This window comes from Thioalkalivibrio sp. ALE28, assembly GCF_000377425.1.
In the GTDB taxonomy this organism is placed as follows: Bacteria; Pseudomonadota; Gammaproteobacteria; order Ectothiorhodospirales; family Ectothiorhodospiraceae; genus Thioalkalivibrio.
Genome location: NZ_KB898100.1, coordinates 66,840 through 84,684 on the forward strand (window position 1 = coordinate 66,840; position 17,845 = coordinate 84,684).

Annotated in this window: 16 protein-coding genes, 1 pseudogene and 1 riboswitch; of the genes and pseudogenes, 11 read left to right on the top strand and 6 right to left on the bottom strand. The window is 68.1% G+C overall.

Annotation, left to right across the window (positions count from 1 at the left end):
- The first annotated feature begins 13 nt into the window (after positions 1-13).
- The gene (locus tag D105_RS0109135; protein ID WP_018867579.1) at positions 14-226 is read left to right on the top strand and encodes a hypothetical protein; all 213 of its coding nucleotides are present in this window, start codon (positions 14-16) and stop codon (positions 224-226) included.
- A gap of 2 nt (positions 227-228) precedes the next feature.
- On the opposite strand, the pseudogene D105_RS14225 reads toward D105_RS0109135, so the two are convergent.
- Positions 229-746 (bottom strand): annotated as a pseudogene (locus tag D105_RS14225) (GNAT family N-acetyltransferase).
- Positions 747-894: 148 nt separating this feature from the next.
- On the opposite strand from D105_RS14225, the gene D105_RS0109145 reads away from it, so the two are divergent.
- The 3 genes from D105_RS0109145 (at position 895) to D105_RS0109155 (ending at position 3,847) form a co-directional block, all read left to right on the top strand.
- Positions 895-1,845 (top strand): PDC sensor domain-containing protein, encoded by a 951-nt coding sequence (locus tag D105_RS0109145; RefSeq protein ID WP_018867581.1) that lies wholly within the window; start codon positions 895-897, stop codon positions 1,843-1,845.
- A 75-nt stretch (positions 1,846-1,920) separates the two neighbouring features.
- Complete coding sequence (locus tag D105_RS0109150; protein ID WP_018867582.1) at positions 1,921-2,757, top strand: PP2C family serine/threonine-protein phosphatase; 837 nt, start codon at positions 1,921-1,923, stop codon at positions 2,755-2,757.
- Between the two features lie 52 nt (positions 2,758-2,809).
- The gene (locus tag D105_RS0109155) at positions 2,810-3,847 is read left to right on the top strand and encodes a LysM peptidoglycan-binding domain-containing protein (protein ID WP_018878224.1); all 1,038 of its coding nucleotides are present in this window, start codon (positions 2,810-2,812) and stop codon (positions 3,845-3,847) included.
- A 295-nt stretch (positions 3,848-4,142) separates the two neighbouring features.
- Here D105_RS0109155 and D105_RS0109160 read toward each other — a convergent pair whose 3' ends face one another.
- On the bottom strand, positions 4,143-5,843 hold the full coding sequence (locus D105_RS0109160) for a serine/threonine-protein kinase (RefSeq protein WP_018878225.1): 1,701 nt from the start codon (positions 5,841-5,843) through the stop codon (positions 4,143-4,145).
- A 20-nt stretch (positions 5,844-5,863) separates the two neighbouring features.
- Positions 5,864-6,346, bottom strand: a complete 483-nt coding sequence (locus D105_RS0109165) for an FHA domain-containing protein (protein WP_018878226.1) — start codon at positions 6,344-6,346, stop codon at positions 5,864-5,866.
- Positions 6,347-6,572: 226 nt separating this feature from the next.
- On the opposite strand from D105_RS0109165, the gene D105_RS0109170 reads away from it, so the two are divergent.
- Positions 6,573-6,950: a DUF5362 family protein gene (locus D105_RS0109170; protein WP_018876807.1), complete on the top strand. Its 378-nt coding sequence runs from the start codon at positions 6,573-6,575 to the stop codon at positions 6,948-6,950.
- Between the two features lie 41 nt (positions 6,951-6,991).
- The gene (locus D105_RS0109175) at positions 6,992-8,089 is read left to right on the top strand and encodes a diguanylate cyclase (protein ID WP_018878227.1); all 1,098 of its coding nucleotides are present in this window, start codon (positions 6,992-6,994) and stop codon (positions 8,087-8,089) included.
- A 30-nt stretch (positions 8,090-8,119) separates the two neighbouring features.
- Here D105_RS0109175 and thiC read toward each other — a convergent pair whose 3' ends face one another.
- On the bottom strand, positions 8,120-10,009 hold the full coding sequence (gene thiC / locus D105_RS0109180) for a phosphomethylpyrimidine synthase ThiC (protein WP_018878228.1): 1,890 nt from the start codon (positions 10,007-10,009) through the stop codon (positions 8,120-8,122).
- A 77-nt stretch (positions 10,010-10,086) separates the two neighbouring features.
- A riboswitch (TPP riboswitch) is annotated at positions 10,087-10,184 on the bottom strand.
- A 100-nt stretch (positions 10,185-10,284) separates the two neighbouring features.
- Here thiC and D105_RS0109185 point away from each other — a divergent pair.
- Positions 10,285-10,965: a TIGR00153 family protein gene (locus tag D105_RS0109185; RefSeq protein ID WP_018867589.1), complete on the top strand. Its 681-nt coding sequence runs from the start codon at positions 10,285-10,287 to the stop codon at positions 10,963-10,965.
- Positions 10,966-10,997: 32 nt separating this feature from the next.
- Positions 10,998-12,257 carry an inorganic phosphate transporter gene (locus tag D105_RS0109190; protein ID WP_018878229.1) on the top strand — a complete coding sequence of 420 codons (1,260 nt, stop codon included), beginning with the start codon at positions 10,998-11,000 and terminating at the stop codon, positions 12,255-12,257.
- Positions 12,258-12,298: 41 nt separating this feature from the next.
- Here the strand turns inward: D105_RS0109190 and D105_RS0109195 are convergent, their stop codons facing one another.
- Positions 12,299-13,807, bottom strand: a complete 1,509-nt coding sequence (locus tag D105_RS0109195) for a YdiU family protein (RefSeq protein WP_018878230.1) — start codon at positions 13,805-13,807, stop codon at positions 12,299-12,301.
- A gap of 145 nt (positions 13,808-13,952) precedes the next feature.
- Here D105_RS0109195 and D105_RS0109200 point away from each other — a divergent pair, with 145 nt between their 5' ends.
- A complete protein-coding gene (locus D105_RS0109200; RefSeq protein WP_018878231.1) occupies positions 13,953-14,456 on the top strand; it encodes a hypothetical protein in 504 nt (167 codons plus the stop codon).
- Between the two features lie 57 nt (positions 14,457-14,513).
- On the opposite strand, the gene argH is transcribed toward D105_RS0109200, so the two are convergent.
- Positions 14,514-15,962, bottom strand: a complete 1,449-nt coding sequence (argH, locus tag D105_RS0109205; RefSeq protein ID WP_018876803.1) for an argininosuccinate lyase — start codon at positions 15,960-15,962, stop codon at positions 14,514-14,516.
- Positions 15,963-16,077: 115 nt separating this feature from the next.
- Here argH and D105_RS0109210 point away from each other — a divergent pair, with 115 nt between their 5' ends.
- Together D105_RS0109210 and D105_RS0109215 are read left to right on the top strand one after the other, a co-directional pair.
- A complete protein-coding gene (locus D105_RS0109210) occupies positions 16,078-17,109 on the top strand; it encodes a sensor histidine kinase (protein WP_018867594.1) in 1,032 nt (343 codons plus the stop codon).
- Positions 17,106-17,828 (top strand): LytTR family DNA-binding domain-containing protein, encoded by a 723-nt coding sequence (locus D105_RS0109215; RefSeq protein WP_018867595.1) that lies wholly within the window; start codon positions 17,106-17,108, stop codon positions 17,826-17,828. The genes D105_RS0109210 and D105_RS0109215 overlap by 4 nt, the downstream gene beginning before the upstream one ends.
- Positions 17,829-17,845 lie beyond the last annotated feature (17 nt).

Here is a 17,845-nt window from a genome sequence, read left to right on the forward strand (position 1 = left end):
GGAGGAACCCCCGATGTCGATGCGCCCGTTGATTCCCGCAGTCCTCACGCTCGCCAGCAGCCCCGCTCTGGCCCACCCGGGGCACGGCCATGGCGAAGGGTTCTCGTTGCTTCACTTCCTGAGCGCTCCGGAACACGCGTGGCCGCTGGGCCTGGGCCTTCTGGCCATGGCGATCATCGTGGGGCTGTTTGCCCGACAGTGGCACCGCAAGCGCCCGCGGCGCTGAGCTCAGGGCGGAGAGGACGCGCCCTTCGCCGGCCACCAGTAACGCTGTTCGTAATCCCGGTCGCGATCGCGGACCGGCACCGGGGCGAAGCCCATGGCGGCGAAGAAACCGGCGGCGGAGGCCTGGGCCTTGACCAGCACCCCGGCGACACCGGCCTCCCTCGCGGCGGCGCGACTGGCCTCGACCAGTTGCCGCCCCACCCCCTGCCCGCGCGCGGCGCGCCCGACATAGAGGCCGTGGAGCAGAAGGCCATCCGGTAACCCTCCGGCAGTTCTTGGGCCCCCGCCGCCTCCCAGGCCGCGACGCCGACCACGTCGCCTGCGCACTCCAGCACGACCATGTCGAGGAACATCCGGTCGGCCTCGGTGTAGCGGTAGGCCGGCAGGGCCAGGCGGCGCACGCGTTCGGGCAACGGCCAGTCCTCAATCGCCTCGGCGACGAGGCGGTTGATGGCATCGAGATCCTCTGGGCGCGCGGCACGGGCAGTCAAGGTGGTAAGGGAGGTTGTGGTTTCGGGCATCGGTCATCAGGTTTGTCGGCACGGTTCCTGCTCGGACCTTTTGCGCAACGCGAAGTGCCAAACGCGTGGAGCCACGAGGCCCTTCACGACAACGAAACCCCCGATCGGGGATAATCCGCGCCGCACCGAAAGGAGACGACCCCGCACCATGACGGAACTGAAGAAGGCGATCGAGCACCAGCGCGAGTACCTCGAGAACAAGCTGCAGGAGCCTCTGGCCAACATCGCGCGTCGGCTGTCCGCGGTCTGGCCGCGCCGCGAGGACCTGGACTCGATTCTGGAAGAGGCTATCCGCCAGATCCCGGAGGCCACGTTCGTCTATGCCCTGAATACCCGGGGCATCCAGCTCTCCGACAACATCTCGCGCAGCGGCGTACTGCCGGAGCATTTCGGGCGCGACCGGTCACAACGCCCGTACATGAAGGAGGTCGTGCCGGCGACGGGCTTCCTGCTTTCGGATGCCTACATCAGCCTGCTCGGACGGCGGCCCTCGCTGACCGCGCTGCAGCTGGTTCGCGACAGCGACGGCAATGCGCTGGGCTTTCTCGGAGCGGACTTTGACCTGCGCAACCTGCCCGACTTTTCCGAGGACCTGTACGAAGAGCCGAACGAGTGGCGGCAGATCAAGGGCGATCCGTCCATCCGCGGCACGCTGTTCCTGCAGAGCCGTACCGAGAGCCTGATGGACCAGAACATGGATACGGCCCTGGCCATCATCGAGGAACTGTTCACCGAGCGCGGGGTGTTCCAGGGGGTATTCCACTTCTCCAGTTCACGCGCCACGCTGTGGACCACCGAGGACCCGTACCGCTACCGCATCCTGACCCACGAATCCCTCGGCGATCCCGACGTGTGCCTGGCGTTTCCGCACGAGCCGTACCCCGAGGAGGCACTCATCCCGAAGGACGAGGTCGGCCGGGTACTGGAGGGGCTGAAGGCCTTGCGCTACGCGGACGAGACCATCTACCTGCGCTCCGCCTCCATCAACCTGTTCAACGGCATGGTCAGCCTGACCTTCTCCTGTGACGGCTCGCACTACATGACCTGGGACGAGTTTCTCGGCCGCTCCATCGAGTTCTGGATCGGCGCCACCGGGTAAAGGGTCCCGGCCCGGGCTGTCGCGGGCCGCCCATCTCGGTCATCATGGGTACAGGATCACCGGGGCTACATGCCTATGGAAACCGGATACGCCAGGGAGACAGGTGGCCGCGCCGAGCAGCAGGATGCGGTGACCGTGCTGCACGGACCCGACGGGCAAACTGCGTTGCTGCTGGTGGCCGACGGCATGGGCGGCCACGAGGGCGGGGCGCAAGCGTCGCAGACGGCCGTGGCGACGGCCGAACGCCTGTGGAATCGCTGCGCGGGGCGGACCGCGGATGGCCCTGCCCTGCTGGAGAGCCTGTTCCACGAGACCCATGCGGCCCTGCTGGAACAAGGCGGCGCCGATCCAGCCCAGCGTCCCGGAACCACACTGGTGGCCCTGTACGTTACGCCGGACTCGGCCTGCTGGGCCCATTGCGGCGACAGCCGCCTGTATCACATCGAGGGCGACCGCCTGCAGGGCCGCACGCGCGACCACACACGGGTGCAGCAGCTGGTCGACCAGGGGGTGATCCGCGAGGCGGAGATGGCCACGCACCCGGAGCAGAATCGCTTGCTGCAGGGTCTGGGCGTGGTCGATCCCATACAGGTCGACCATGACGCGGCGCCCGTGACCGCCCAGACCCGCTTCCTGCTGTGTTCCGACGGATTCTGGGAACAGTTCGCGCCGGACGCGATCGTCGAACTGCTGGACCATCCCGATCTGGGCACCGCGACCACCGAGGCGGCCCGCGAGGCGGCGCGGCGCGCCGGGCCCGGCGGCGACAACGTGGCGCTCGCCACCTGGCGGGCGGCGCGACCCCGTGGCCGATTCTGGCGCCGGCACCTGAAGGCCCGTATCCAGCCGACGCTGGCGCTGTTGCTGCTGCTCGCCGCGGCGCTGGCGATCCTGCTGTGGCCGCTGGACTGATGCCGATCGTATACTCCGGGCGCCGCACCGCGCCCGAACCGAAGATCTTGCCATGACGCAGTTCCGCACCCTGCCTTTACGCCTCGTTCTGCTCGCCGCACTGGCCGGGCTGCTGCCCGGTTGCGCGCAGTTGCAGGGGGTATTCAACCCCGATGCGGAGGCCGGGGAGGAAACGGCGCCTGCGGAACCCCCCGCGCCCGAACCGGCAGCGGAAGAACCGGAGATCGAACGTCTCGAGATCGCCGAGATCGTGCAGCTCCTGCAGCGCGGCGAGATGGACCGGGCACAGGTCGCGCTCGACCGGGTCCTCGCGGACGAGCCGCGGAACCACGCCGCCCGTCATCTGCGCGAGCAGCTTTCCGGGGATCCGCGGGCCATGCTCGGCGAGGCGCATTTCGAGCACACGGTGGAACCCGGTGAGACCCTGGCCCGACTGGCCCGCGAACACCTGGGGGATGCCAACCGCTTCGTGATCCTTGCTCGGTACAACGACCTCGAGCGCCCGGACCGATTGCTGGTCGGGCAGCGGCTGCGCATCCCCCGAGACGCATCGGAGCTGCCACGCGGCACCAGCGACCTGGACGATCAGCTGACCGCGCTGGATCCGGATGCCGCCCCCGGGGTAGGCGAGGACGGCCTGCGCCGGGCCCTTGAGGCCGATCTGGCTGCGGAGCGTTACGGCGCGGCCCTGGAGGTCGTGGAGCGGGCCCGGCAGCGCCCCGAGGCGGAGACGCAGTGGGCCGACTGGCTGGAGCCCCTGGCGCGCGAGGCCGAAACGGGCTACTGGTACCAGCGCGGTCTGGAGGCCCGGTCAGCCGGGGACACCGCAGAGGCGCTCGAGGCCTTCGGCGAGGTGCTCGCGCGGGACCCGCAGCATTCCGGCGCACGCCAGCACCACGCCGAACTGGAGCAACAGCGCAAGGAGGCCCTCCATGCAGAGGCCATCGTGCGCTACCGCAACCAGGACCTGGATACCGCGATCGCGCTGTGGGACGAGGCGCTGGCCATCGACCCCGAGTTCGAGGCGGCCCGCGGGTACCGGCTGCGCGCGCTGGAACTGCAGCGCCGGCTGGACGCCCTCGACGGTTAAGGAAACACTGATCCCTGTACACGCTCGCGCTCGAGTCGCTTTTGCGTGCGTTTAATGCGCGGTGACCGCCATGCAGTCATTCTGCACAAGGGAACCGCAACTCCGTTCGCGACCCGTTTTTGATAGCAACGGGGGGCCGAGCCCCTTCGGGGTTGGTACCCCAGGTTTTCCGATTCTGCGTTGCGCCCCAAATCCATCCAAAACGGGCCGGTAGAACCACTAGCCACTGCGCGACGCGCCTGGTCTCGGAAAACCTGGGGTGCCAACGCGAGCGCGTACAGGGATCAGTGTTTCCTTAGTCGGTTCCGGTCCGTCTCGGGGCCGCCTCGGACGGCAGATCCTCGGGGGCCAGTTCCTGGGTCCGGTCCCCGGCAGATGCTGCGTGGCCGGTGCCGGGTTCGCTCACCCCGTCCGTGCGCCGCTTCATGCGCGCCTCCAGCGAATCCGCCATCGCGTTGTAGGCACTGAAGACACGTTCGAAGTCATCCCGACGCCGGGCCCGGATGCGCGTGTCCAGCCGTCCCTGACCGATCTGGTCCAGGGCCCCGCGCAGGCGGTCCAGGGGTTCCTGCAGGCGCCGGGCCAGGACGTAGGCCCCCAGCAGCACCGCGAGCAACGTGACCAGGGTGAGCATCAGCAGGGCCATGAACGTGGCCTCGTTGGCCGCACGCAGCGACCCGGTGGACAACCCGACCTGGAGCTGGCCGATGTGGTGATCCTGGTAGCGCACCGGGGCCTCGAACAGGAACAGCTCCCCGCCATCCGGCCCGGCCACGGACCACACGGCCTGGCCGTCGCGGCGCTGGAGGAGATGCTCCTCGGGCGGCGGCTGATACGGCTGGCCCATGGCCTCGGGATCGCTGCTGGCCACCACCCGTCCGCGATGGTCCGCCACGCTCAGCAGGGCGATCTCGCGGTTGGCCTGCATGTCGCGCAGGCGGCCCTGGACCGCGATGGTGTCCTCCAGCAGCAGGTCCTCGGCGCTCTCCACCGAGATGATCTGGGCGAGCGTGGAGCCATAGTCGAAGGCCAGGTCGGTCATCACCGCATTCTGCTTCTGGTGGACCAGGGCCCCGCCGACGACCAGCGTGACCGCGACCAGGACCCCCATCACCGCCGCCCAGCGCAACCGCAACGGGACGATGCGGCGGCCCGCCCCGGCCCGCTCACGTTCGCTGCGTTGCTCTTCGATGCGTTCGAGGTCCACCAGCAGTTCGCCCGCCGACTGATAGCGCTGGTCCGGGTCTTTCGCCAGCAGGCGCAATACCAACTCGACCAGTTCCTGCGGGCAGTCGCGCACGATGACTCGGGCTGACGGTACGGGGTCCCGGACCACCCGGGTCAGCAGCGTCTCGACATCGTGGCCACGAAACGGCGTGGCGCCGGTCAGGAGTTCGTACAGCACCACGCCGACCGAATACAGGTCGGCCCGCGCATCGGTGGGCTGGCCGCGCACCTGCTCCGGGGCCATGTAGTGTGGGGAACCGGCGACATAGCCATCATCGTCGGCCCGCCAGTCGGGATCGCTGAGGGTGCGGGCGATGCCGAAGTCCATCACCTTGATATTGGCCGTGGCGCTGGTGACGATGATGTTTTCCGGCTTGATATCCCGGTGCACCACACCATGCCGGTGCGCGTAATCGAGCGCTTCCACCAGCTGGATGGCGATCTTCAGGACATTGCGCAGCAGCAACGGACGGAACTGGTCGGCAAATTCCGCGAGCGTGATTCCGTCCAGCAGCTCCATCGCTATGAACGGCTGGTGATCCGACTCGCCGACATCGAAGATGGTAACGATACCCGGGTGGGTCAGCGTGCCGGCCGCGCGGGCCTCGGCCAGGAAGCGCCGGCGATACTCGGGGCGGCAGGCGTAGTCGGGCTGCAGGGATTTGATGGCCAGCGGCCGGCGGATGTCCGGGTCGTAACCACGATGGATCACGGCCATCGCACCGCGGCCGATCTCCTCGCCGACCCCGTAGCGCCCGATCCGCTGCATGGGGGAGCCGGGCCCGGCCCTCAGGCTGTCTCGAGCAGGATGCGCGCGATCACCGCCAGCACCAGGACCACGACCGCGATACCGAGCCAGCGCCAGCGCGACCGGCGGCCACCACCGGGTCGGGCATCGGAGCCGTCATCGCGGCGGCGGAAGACGAACTCGGCACGCCCGAAACGGACATGGTCGCCGTCCTTCAGCACGGCCTCGTGCACCTTTTCGTCGTTCACCCAGGTCCCGTTGGTGGAGAGCAGGTTGACCACCCGGCACTCGCCCCCGTCGTTGACCAGCCAGGCATGCTGCGAGGACACGCTGCCCTCCTGCAGGACGATGTCGTTGTCCGCCTGGCGACCGACCGAGCGCTTGCCCGGCTTGAGCGTCAGGCGCTGCTGGCCGAAGGGCTCGGAGAGCCCCACCAGCACCGGATGGCCACCGGGCGGGGTCTCCTCGCCGGCGGGGTCGGTCGCCGCCTCCGGCTCGGGCACGGCCTGTCCCTGAAACAGCATCGTGCCCTGCGGCCCGCTGCGGCCGCCATCTCTGCGTCGTCCCTGATCGCTCATACATCCCCCTGCTTCTCGAGCCGTGACCCGGCCCTGCTCTTCGGGCTTGCACCCGGTCGAGTATGCACGGGCTGCACGCGCCAAAACAACGAATGCGTCACAGCATGAGGCGGCCTGCTATGCTCCGGAGACCCACCCGTCACGACCAGCCAACACGACAAGGAGTCTGAACATGGAACAGGACGCAACCAGCACGGCCGACCTTCGCGCACTGATCGAACCACTCGTTCGCGGGAAGTTCTGGATGCAGCTGATCGGCATCATGCTGATCATCTCCGGCGTACTCACCGCGCTGTCGATCATCGGCATCATCATCGCGTGGATCCCGATCTGGGCCGGCGTGGTTCTGATGCAGGCCGCCGGTGCCTCCCAGCGCGCCTACGAAAGCGGCGACCCCGAGGCGATCAAGTACGCGCTCGGGCGCCTGCGGATCTACTTCACGATCTTCGGTGTGCTGCTGCTGATCTACCTGATCCTGATGGTGCTGGGCATGATCTTCGGGATCGGTGCCGGACTGATGGGTATGGGCGGCATGAGCGGCGCCATGTAGGTACCCTCGCCCGGGGCTCGGGCCAGAAAAGGAGTCAAGGCTTGGATAACACCAGGCGCCCACGGGCCCCCTGGGACCCGCTGCACCGGGAAGACACCGCGGTTCAACAGGCGTTCGACGCCTGGCATCGCCAGGCGCGTATCCCGCAGGTCCGCTATGTCGCGCTGCTGACGGCCCTGATGTACCTCCTGTTCAGCGCCGTCGAACAGTCTGTGGCGGCGGACCTGCACAGCGAACGGCTGGTCGCGCATGCGCTGCTGGTGCCCGGCCTGCTGCTGGCGGTGGCCGCGATGAGCCTGCGGGCCTCCCTGCAGCGGCCGATGTGGGCCCTGCTGATGGTGGCGCCGGTGATCGCGAACGGCGCCAGTCTCTATCTGAATACCGGGTCGCCGCAGTTCCTGGTGTTCGCCCCCGAGATCTACCTCAGCATCATGTGGACCTTCGCGATATCGGGCCTGCCGCTGCGCCCGGCCACGATGGCCGCCACCGCCATCGTGGCGCTGGTGATTGTCGCCGCCTTCCGCAACCCCATGCAGGGCGAACTGATCCAGCTGCATCTCCTGTGGGTGCTGGCCGCCTTTTCCTTCGGCGCGCTGAGTGCCTTCATGCTGGAACATGCACGCAAGCACAGCTTCCTGCAGCAACGCCAGCTGGAGCGCGCAGCGCAGATCGACGAGCTGACCTCGCTGTGGAACCGGGCCCATATCGAGCGCCTGTTCGAGGCGGAGCGTGCCCGCACCGAGCGCTACGGCGAACCGTTCTCGGTGATCCTGATGGACATCGACCACTTCAAGGCGGTGAACGATACCTGGGGGCACAGTGCCGGTGACCGCGTGCTGCGACAGTTCGCGGACCTGCTGCGCCAGAATCTGCGCGAGGTGGATGCGATCGGCCGGATCGGGGGCGAGGAGTTCTTCGTGCTGCTACCGCAGACGCCCGTCACGCAGGCACAGGGGGTCGCCCGTGACCTGCAGGCCCGTATCAATGCCTTCGACTTCGAGACGGTCGGGCGGCGCACCGCGAGCTTCGGCGTGACCGAATACCGGCCGGGCGAGAGCCGGGTCGACACCTTCGACCGTGCCGACCAGGCCCTGTACGCGGCCAAGAAGAACGGCCGCGACCGCATCGAGGTGCGCTAGCGCGGCCTCACCCGGGCCAGCGCCGCTGGCCTACACCTCGCGGTAGATCTTCGCGCCCTTCTCGACGAACTCGACCGCCTTTTCCTGCAGGCCCTTCTTCAGGGCCTCGTCCTCCGAGAGGCCCTGGGCCGCGGCGTAGTCGCGCACGTCCTGGGTGATCTTCATCGAGCAGAAGTTCGGCCCACACATGGAGCAGAAGTGGGCGACCTTGTGCGCCTCCTTCGGCAGGGTCTCGTCGTGGAATTCGCGGGCGCGCTCCGGGTCCAGCGCCAGGTTGAACTGGTCCTCCCAGCGGAACTCGAAGCGCGCCTTGCTGAGTGCGTTGTCCTGCAGCTGCGCGCCGGGGAAACCCTTGGCCAGGTCGGCGGCGTGGGCGGCGATCTTGTAGGTGATGATGCCATCGCGTACGTCCTGCTTGTTGGGCAGGCCCAGGTGTTCCTTCGGTGTCACGTAGCAGAGCATCGCGGTGCCGTACCAGCCGATGTTGGCCGCGCCGATGCCGGAGGTGATGTGGTCGTAGGCCGGGGCGATGTCGGTCACCAGCGGGCCGAGGGTGTAGAACGGCGCCTCGAAGCAGTCCTCCAGTTCCTTGTCGACGTTCTCCTTCACCTTCTGCAGCGGTACGTGGCCGGGGCCCTCGATCATCACCTGCACGTCGTGTTCCCAGGCCTTCTGCGTCAGCTCGCCCAGGGTCTCCAGCTCGCCGAACTGGGCGGCGTCGTTGGCGTCGGCCAGACAGCCGGGGCGCAGGCCGTCGCCCAGCGAGAAGGAGACATCGAACGCCTTCATGATCTCGCAGATCTCGTCGAAGTGCGTATAGAGGAAGTTCTCCTGGTGATGCGCCAGGCACCACTTGGCCATGATCGAGCCGCCGCGGGAGACGATGCCGGTCACCCGGTCGGCGGTCAGCGGCACGTACTGCAGGCGCACGCCGGCGTGGATGGTGAAGTAGTCCACGCCCTGCTCGGCCTGCTCGATCAGGGTGTCGCGGAACAGCTCCCAGGTCAGGTCCTCGGGCTTGCCGTCGACCTTCTCCAGCGCCTGGTAGATCGGCACGGTGCCGATCGGCACCGGCGAGTTGCGCAAGATCCACTCGCGGGTCTCGTGGATGTTCTTGCCGGTGGACAGGTCCATCAGGGTGTCGCCACCCCAGCGCGCGGACCACACGAGCTTCTCCACCTCCTCCTCGATCGAGGAGGTAACCGCGGAGTTGCCGATGTTGGTGTTCACCTTCACCCGGAAGTTGCGGCCGATGATCATCGGCTCGAGCTCGGGGTGGTTGATGTTGGCCGGGATGATCGCGCGGCCGCGGGCGATCTCCTCGCGCACGAACTCGGGGGTGATTTCATCCGGGATGGAGGCGCCGAACGACTCGCCGGCGTGCTGCCGCAGCAGCTTCTGGTAGCGCGGGTCGGCGCGCAGCGCCTCGAGGCGGTTGTTCTCGCGGATCGCGACGAACTCCATCTCCGGGGTGATGATGCCCTGGCGGGCGTAGTGCATCTGCGAGACGTTCGCGCCGGCCTTCGCGCGGCGCGGCGGGCGGATGTGCTCGAAGCGCAGGCGCGCCAGCTCCGGGTCGGCGGCGCGGGCGCGGCCGTACTCCGAGCTCGGGCCGTCCAGCCACTCGGTGTCCGCGCGTTCGTCGATCCACGGGCCGCGCAGGTCCGCCAGGCCCCGGTGCAGGTCGATGCTCGCCTCGGGGTCGGTGTAGGGGCCGGAGGTGTCGTACACCGGGATCGGCGGGTTCTCCTCGGGCGTGCCGGAGGTCATCGTCGGCGTCTGCGCGACCTCGCGATACGGCACGCGGATGTCCGCGCGCGACCCCTCGACGTAACGCTTCTCGGAGTTCGGGAACGGGCGGGTGACCTCCGCGGAGACCTCGGCGGTCTTGCGGGCAAACGACTCGGGGATGGCGCTCATGATCGGACCTCTGCTGTCGCGTGAGGCGAAGGGAGCGCGGGCAGGGCGATCGCGGGGGCAGGGACCCCGGGTACAGCAGACCGTTGACCGAGCTTCCCTCCGCCGGTGTTAACCGGTTCAGGTTCAAGGGGACTCTCTCAGCCCGCATCCACGGCGGGCACCCCCAGCTCTGATCCACGAGTCTAGCGCAGAACGGCGGCCTCGACACGAACAAGTCCGCGCGGGCCACGGTGTTTTGCGTTAGATTATGGCTTTGTGACAACCTTCGCGCCGCCATGTCCCCCAAGAACTTCGTCTTCGAGCTGTTTGGCCGTTCCCCGGTGCGCCCGCTGCAGGCGCACATGGAGAAGATCCGCGCCTGCATCGCCGAGCTCCCCCCGTTCATGGAGGCCATGGCGCGCGATGACTGGGAGACCGCGCGCGAGCAGCAGCGCAAGATCGCGAAGCTGGAGCGCGAGGCCGACCGCCTGAAGAAGGACCTGCGGCTGCACCTGCCCAAGGGCATGATGCTGGCGATGTCGCGCCGCGACGTGCTGGATACCCTGCTGATCCAGGATCGCATCGCCAACATGGCGAAGGACATCGCCGGGCTGATGCTGGGCCGCCAGATGCAGTTCCCCGACAACATGCGGGAACCGATCAAGCGTTTCCTCGACCGCAGCGTGGATGCGGTCGATCAGGCCGGTCGGGCAATCAACGAACTGGACGAACTGGTGGAGGCGGGTTTCCGCGGCCACGAGGTCGAGGTCGTCAACGGCATCCTCACCGAGCTGGACCAGATCGAGCACGAATCCGACGAGGCCCAGCGCGAGGTGCGCGAGATCCTGTTCGCCCAGGAGGCGGAACTGCCCCCGGTCAACGTGATCTTCATGTACCGCGTGATCGACTCGATCGGCGAGCTGGCCGACCTGGCCCAGCGTGTAGGCAGCCGCCTGCAACTGATGCTGGCGAAGTAACAGGCCATACCAAGTAAGGAACCGAGGACCGCATGGAATACAGCACCCTGTTGCTCGGCCTTGCAGTGATCTTCGGCCTGTTCATGGCCTGGGGCATCGGCGCCAATGACGTCGCCAATGCGATGGGCACCTCGGTCGGCTCGCGCGCGCTGACCATCCGCCAGGCGGTCTTTGTCGCCGCGATCTTCGTATTCTCCGGGGCCTGGCTCGCCGGCGGCGAGGTCACCCAGACCATCCGCAGCGGGATGGTCGACTCCAGCCTGATGGCGGACAACCCCGAACTGCTCGTGTACGGGATGCTGGCCGCGCTGGCGGCCGCCGGGAGCTGGCTCCTGGCCGCGTCCTATTTCGGCTGGCCGGTCTCCACGACCCACTCGATCATCGGGGCCATCATCGGTTTCGCCGTGGTCGGACTGGGCTTCGAGGTCGTGCGCTGGGAGCGCGTCGGGACCATTGCGATGTCCTGGGTGGTCTCGCCCATGGTCGGCGGCATGATTGCGTTTGCCCTGTTCCGCAGTGTGCAGATCCTGATCCTGGACACCGTCGATCCGCTGAAGAACGCCAAGCGCTGGGCCCCGCTATACATCTTCCTGACGGCCTTCGTCACCGCCCTGGTCACGATGTTCAAGGGGCTGACCCATGTCGGGCTGGATCTGACGACGCTGCAGGCCTATGGCTTCGCCATTCTGATCAGCGCGGTGGTGGTCGTGCTCGGGATGATGGCGATCCGCCGCCTGCGCTTCGACGACCCCACGGGCGTGGGCGAAGAGGGCTCCCATTTTGCCAATGTCGAGAAGGTGTTCGGCGTCCAGATGGTGGTGACCGGCTGCGCGATGGCCTTCGCCCTGGGCTCCAACGACGTCGCCAATGCGGTGGGGCCGCTAGCCGCGGTCGTGGACGTGATCCAGACCGGCGATGTGAGCACCGAGACGGTCGTGCCGATGTGGGTGCTGCTGCTGGGCGGGTTCGGGATCGTCTTCGGCCTGTTCACCTACGGCCACAAGGTCATCGCGACCGTCGGCACCGGCATTACCCAGCTCACGCCCAGTCGTGGCTATGCGGCCACGGCCGCGGCGGCGGCGACCGTGGTGCTGGCCTCGGGCACCGGCTTGCCGATCTCCACCACGCACACCCTGGTCGGCGCGATCCTCGGGGTGGGCCTGGCGCGCGGGATCGCCGCGATCAACCTGGGGCTGGTGCGGATGATCTTCCTGTCCTGGATCGTGACCCTGCCGGCCGGGGCCATCCTCGCGGTGGTCTACTTCTACATCCTGCGCGGCATCCTCGGGTAAGCTCGGGCATTCATTCCACACCCCGCACGCATTCCGTCCGGTCAGGACGAACAACTCAGCTGGATGCCGCTGGCCCACGCCGGGGGCAGATCGGCATAGGCCTCGAACTCGGGCTGCTCGTCGAACGGCCGGGCGAGAATCCGCTGCAGGCGCAGCACCTCGGAGGGGTCACCGGCCTCGGCCCGCTCGATCGCGGCCTGCGCCAGGTGGTTGCGCAGGATGTACTTCGGGTTGACCGCGTTCATCGCCGCCCGGCGCGCATCCGCCGCCCGGGCTTCCTGCGCCAGGCGTGCCTGGTAGCGCGACCACCATGCCTGCCAGGCGGCCCGATCCTCCAGTTCCAATTCCAGCTGCGCGCGCGTCTCCGCCTGCTCCAGATCCGGCAACTGGCGGAAAAAGCGGGTGTAGTCCACGCCCTCGGCCGCCATGCGGGCCAGCAGGTCCTGGATCAGGGCCTCGTCGCCTTCCTGCGCCGCCTGCAGGCCGAGTTTCGCCCGCATGCGCGCGAGCCAGGCACGGCGGTACTGCGGCTGGAAATCCTCCAGCAAGGCCTTGGCGCGCTCGATCGCCGCCTCCCGGGTAGGGTCGGCGAAGTAAATCACCAGGGTCTCGGCCAGGCGGATCAGGTTCCACTGCGCGATCTGCGGCTGCTGATCGAAGGCGTAGCGCCCGCCCTGGTCGGTGTGGTTGCAGATGTAGCCGGGGTCGAAGGCATCCATGAAGGCGAACGGACCATAGTCGATGGTCAGCCCGGCCAGACTCATGTTGTCGGTGTTCATCACCCCGTGACAAAACCCGATGGCCTGCCAGTCCGCGATCATCTCCGCGGTGCGTCCAATCACCGCCTCCAGCATCGCAGCCACCGGATCTTCGGCATCCACCAGCTCCGGATAGTCGTGCGCCAGGGCATAGTCGATCAGCTCCTGCAGGCGCGCGCTGTAGCCGTTGTAGTGGAAGTACTCGAAATGGCCGAAGCGGATGAAAGACGGCGCCGCCCGCAGCACGATGGCCCCCGGTTCGATACGCTCGCGATAGACCCGCAGACTGGAACCAAACAGCGCCACGGCCCGCGTGGTAGGCACACCCAGCGCCGCCATCGCCTCGGAGACCAGGTACTCGCGCACCGAGGACCTGACAACCGCACGACCGTCCGCCCCTCGCGAGTACCGGGTTGGTCCAGCCCCCTTGACCTGCAGTTCCCAGGTCTCGCCCCGGGACGTGCGGATCTCGCCGAGCAGCTTGGCGCGACCATCCCCCAACTGTGGCACGAATACTCCGAACTGATGACCGGCATACACCGATGCCAGGGGTTCGGCGCCCGGCAGCTCGCTCCCCCGGGTACAGGCCCCCAACCACGGATCGCGCTCCAACGCGGCCGGGTCCAGGTCCAGGCGATCGCACATGTCGGGACTTGCGGCCAGGCAGTTGGCGCCGGGAAACGGGGCCGGGGCGGGCCGGTCATAAAAGGCCTCCGGCAACCGGGCGAAGCGGTTGATCCACTCCAGTTCCGTTTCGGGGAGGTCAGATTGTGCAGGGTCGTGGACCGACATGGGGCAGCTCGGCAGGTTGCGGTGTCAGGGGTTATCATGCGCGTCGCAACGACCCCGGTTCAGGAACCCACGGCGGTCGCACGTTCATTCCCCGGCCGGGGCCCGTGGCCACCGGCCGTCCGCATGCATCCCGGAGGCAAGCCCCGTGTCCGAACAAGACAACCCCAAGCCGCAGAACCTGAAGACCAGCGAACGCCTGGTGTGGCTCGGCTTCATGCTGTTTTTCGTGGTCGTGCTGGCGATCTACATCGCCCGCGGCAACGGCCTGGAACAGGATCTGTCGGAGGCCAACCGCGACCTGCTGCAGGCGCAGATGCAACTGCAGCAGTACACCCGCCACGAAGTGCCGCGCCCGGTGGAACTGGGTCTGACCAACGCCCACATCCAGGACCTGCAACGCCGCGGCATGGTGCGCCCGAATGAGCGCCTGGCCGACGACCTGATGCCGCAGACCGACCTGATCCCCCACGAGGCCCCGGCGGGCGAGGAATACGCCTTCCGCCGCGACGGCATCCACATACTCAACCACCAGTGGGTGCTGGCGAACTTCGAGGGTGACTCCGCGCATGGCCAGTTGCTGCTGGCCTACGAGGTCGTCCACGGCAACGTGCACTGGGAAGTGCTGGAGTCCACGCTGGATCGCAGGTAAGGCTCGCGGCGAACGGGGTCGCGCTCTCCCCGTGTCCGTCCGGCAAGGCCCTCTGCGTCAGGTATCCGCGCGGGCCAGCGCGGCCAGGTGTTCGCGCGCCGCTGCGGCTTGGCGGCGGACCTGGTCCGGGGCGGTCCCCCCAGTGAGGTTGCGCGCCGCCGCCGAGCCCTCCGGCGTCAGCACCGCGAAGACATCCTCGCCCACCGCCGGGCTGATCGCCTGCAGCTCTGCCAGCGGCAGCTCCGCCAGATCCACCCCGCGTTCCTGGGCGATGCGCACCGCCCGGCCGACCACCTCGTGGGCGTCGCGGAAGGCCACGCCGCGACCAACCAGGTAATCCGCCAGGTCGGTCGCGGTGGCAAAGCCCTTGCGGGTCGCGGCCAGGGTATTCTCCCGCCGCACCTCGAGGTTCGGCACCATGTCGCCGAAGGCGCGCAGCGACCCGAGCAGGGTGTCGACGGTGTCGAACAAAGGCTCCTTGTCCTCCTGGTTGTCCTTGTTGTAGGCCAGCGGCTGGCTCTTCATCAGGGTCAGCAGGGACATCAGGTGGCCATAGACGCGGCCAGTCTTTCCGCGCACCAGCTCGGGCACGTCCGGGTTCTTCTTCTGCGGCATGATCGAGGAACCGGTGCAGTAGCGGTCCGGTAGCTCGATGAAGGCGAACTGGGCGCTGGTCCACAGCACCAGCTCCTCGGCCTGGCGCGACAGGTGCATCATCAGGGTCGCCGCGGCCGCGGTGAATTCGATGGCGAAATCACGATCGGAGACGGCGTCCAGGGAGTTGCGGGTCACGCCATCAAAGCCCAGCAAGTCGGCCGTGTATTCGCGATCCAGCGGATACGGCGTACCGGCCAGCGCGGCCGCGCCCAGCGGCAGGATGTTCACCCGACGACGCGCGTCACGCAGGCGCTCGGCATCGCGCTCCAGCATCTCGTACCAGGCCAGCATGTGGTGGCCGAAGGTGACCGGCTGCGCGGTCTGCAGGTGGGTGAAGCCCGGCATCACCGTCTCCGCCTCGCGTTCGGCCAGGGCGACCAGACCGTCCTGGTAGCCGCGGATCAGGCGCAGGATGTCGTCGATGCTCGCACGCAGCCACAGCCGGATGTCGGTGGCGATCTGGTCATTGCGCGAGCGCCCGGTGTGCAGCTTCTTGCCGACGTCACCGATGCGCTCGATCAGCCGTGCCTCGATGTTCATGTGCACGTCCTCGCGCCCGACCTGCCAGTCGAACGCACCGGCGGCGATCTCGTCGCGGATCGCGTCCAGCCCTTCGAGGATCTGCGCGGCCTCGTCGTCGGTCAGCACCCCGACCTTCGCCAGCATGCGTGCATGGGCCTGGGAGCCCTGGATGTCCTCGCGATACAGACGGCGGTCGAACGCCACCGAGGCGGTGAAGCGCTCGACGAAGGCATCGGTCGGCTCGGAGAAGCGTCCGCCCCACAGCTTGGCCTCGCCGGAGGCGGCGGGTGTGGCGGCTGGCTTGTCGTGCGGGGAATCCTGCGTCATGGTGCTTCCTGAAGGGACTTGGAAAGACACGGAAGTATACGGGCACAAAGGGGGGGTGAACATGGCACGACCACGTCCCCGGAACGAGGCCCGGTACCAGGGGAGCAACTGACGCATGGCCCAGGGGGACTCCGCCAGGCAGACCAACGGGGAGCTGTCGCCGCTGCCGGACTTCTGCAGCGCGGAGACCCTGCTGCGGGTGCTGATGGTCGCCGTGCTGCTGGCGCTGGCGATCGCCCTGCTGCGCGGTGGCGGCCAGGACTGGCTGTCGGCCCTGGCGCTGCACGCCCTGTTCATCTTCTGGGTGGCGCTGACCAGCCTTCTGATCCTGTGCGCCCTGAAGCGCCCGCTGCACCGGCTCCCCCTGATCGCCCAGATCGTGCTGCCGCCGCTGGTGCCCATCGCCAACACGGCCATTGTCTATCGTCTGGCGGAGGAGCTGGTGCTGGCCGACCCGGCCCTGCGCTGGCCGGTGATCGGTGTGGCGACCATCCTCAGCCTGGTGGCGATGCACTACCTCTACCTGCAGGCGGCCTGGCAGCGCGAGACCCGGGCCGTAGCCGCGGCCCGCGAACAGGCGATGCGCGCCCGCCTGCGCCCGCACTTTCTCTACAACAGCATGAACACCATCGCCGGCCTGTGCCGCAGTGACCCGGAACGGGCGGAGCAGATCACCCTGGATCTGGCGGACCTGTTCCGCGCCACCTTCGCCACCGGGGACCGCCACTCGCTGCGCGAGGAGCTGGAGCTGGTCCGCGCCTTCCTCGGGATCGAGCAGACCCGCTTCGGCGAGCGCCTGGAACTGGACTGGGACTGTCCCGACCATGCCGGACTGGACGTGCCGGTGCCCACGCTGTTCCTGCAGCCGCTCGCGGAGAACGCAATCCAGCACGGGATCGCCCCAGCGCGCGGAGCGGGCCGCATCTGGGTACGCTGCCGCATGGACTCGGGCCGGGTGACGCTGATCCTCGGCAACAGCGTGGACGCGCAGGCCCGCGGCGAGGGTACCGGGACCGGCACCGAGGCCGTGCGGCTGCGACTGCAGCATGCCTTCGGTGAACGGGTACACTTCGAAACCGACGGGGGCGACGGGGCGTTCGAGGTCCGCATCCGGCTGCCCCTCGCGACCCGGGAGGGAACCCCATGAACGACCGCCCACTGGACTTGCTGGTCGCCGACGATGAACCCATCGCCCGCCAGCGCCTGAGCGCCCTGGCCCGGGAGCTGGGGCATCGGGTGGTGGCAGAGGCCGCGCACGCCGGTGAGGTCGAGACGCGCCTGCGAGAGCACACGCCGGATGCCCTGCTGCTCGATATCGATATGCCCGGCGAAACCGGGCTGGAGCTCGCGCGGCGCCTGCATGCCGCCGACCCGGGGCTGACCGTGATCCTGGTCACCGCCCATGATCGCTTCCCGCTGGAGGCCTTCGAGGCGGGGGTGCGCGACTATGTGCTGAAGCCGGTACGCCGCGAACGGCTGGAACAGGCGCTGCAGCGCGCGGTGCAACAGAAGCAGGGGCGGGTCGAAACCTTTCCCAACGAGGTGCATATCACGGTGGGTCGGCGCGAGGAGCGCGTCCCGCTGGAGCGGGTCGATATCTTCATCGCCGAGGGCGGCTACGTGATGGCGCGTTCCGCGCGCCTGGCGGGTTTTGTGGATGGCCGCCTGCGGGATCTGGAGAGTCTCTACGGCCCGGCGCTGTTGCGGGTGCACCGCGGCTGCCTGGCGGTGAAGGCGTCGATCAAGGGGATCGAAACCCTCGGACCTACCGACAACCGCCTGTTGTTCCACGACGACCTGGACCCGATGCCGATCAGCCGCCGCCAGCTCCCACGGGTGCGCGAGTACCTGCGCAACGGCACCTGACTACCTGGCCCGCCCCG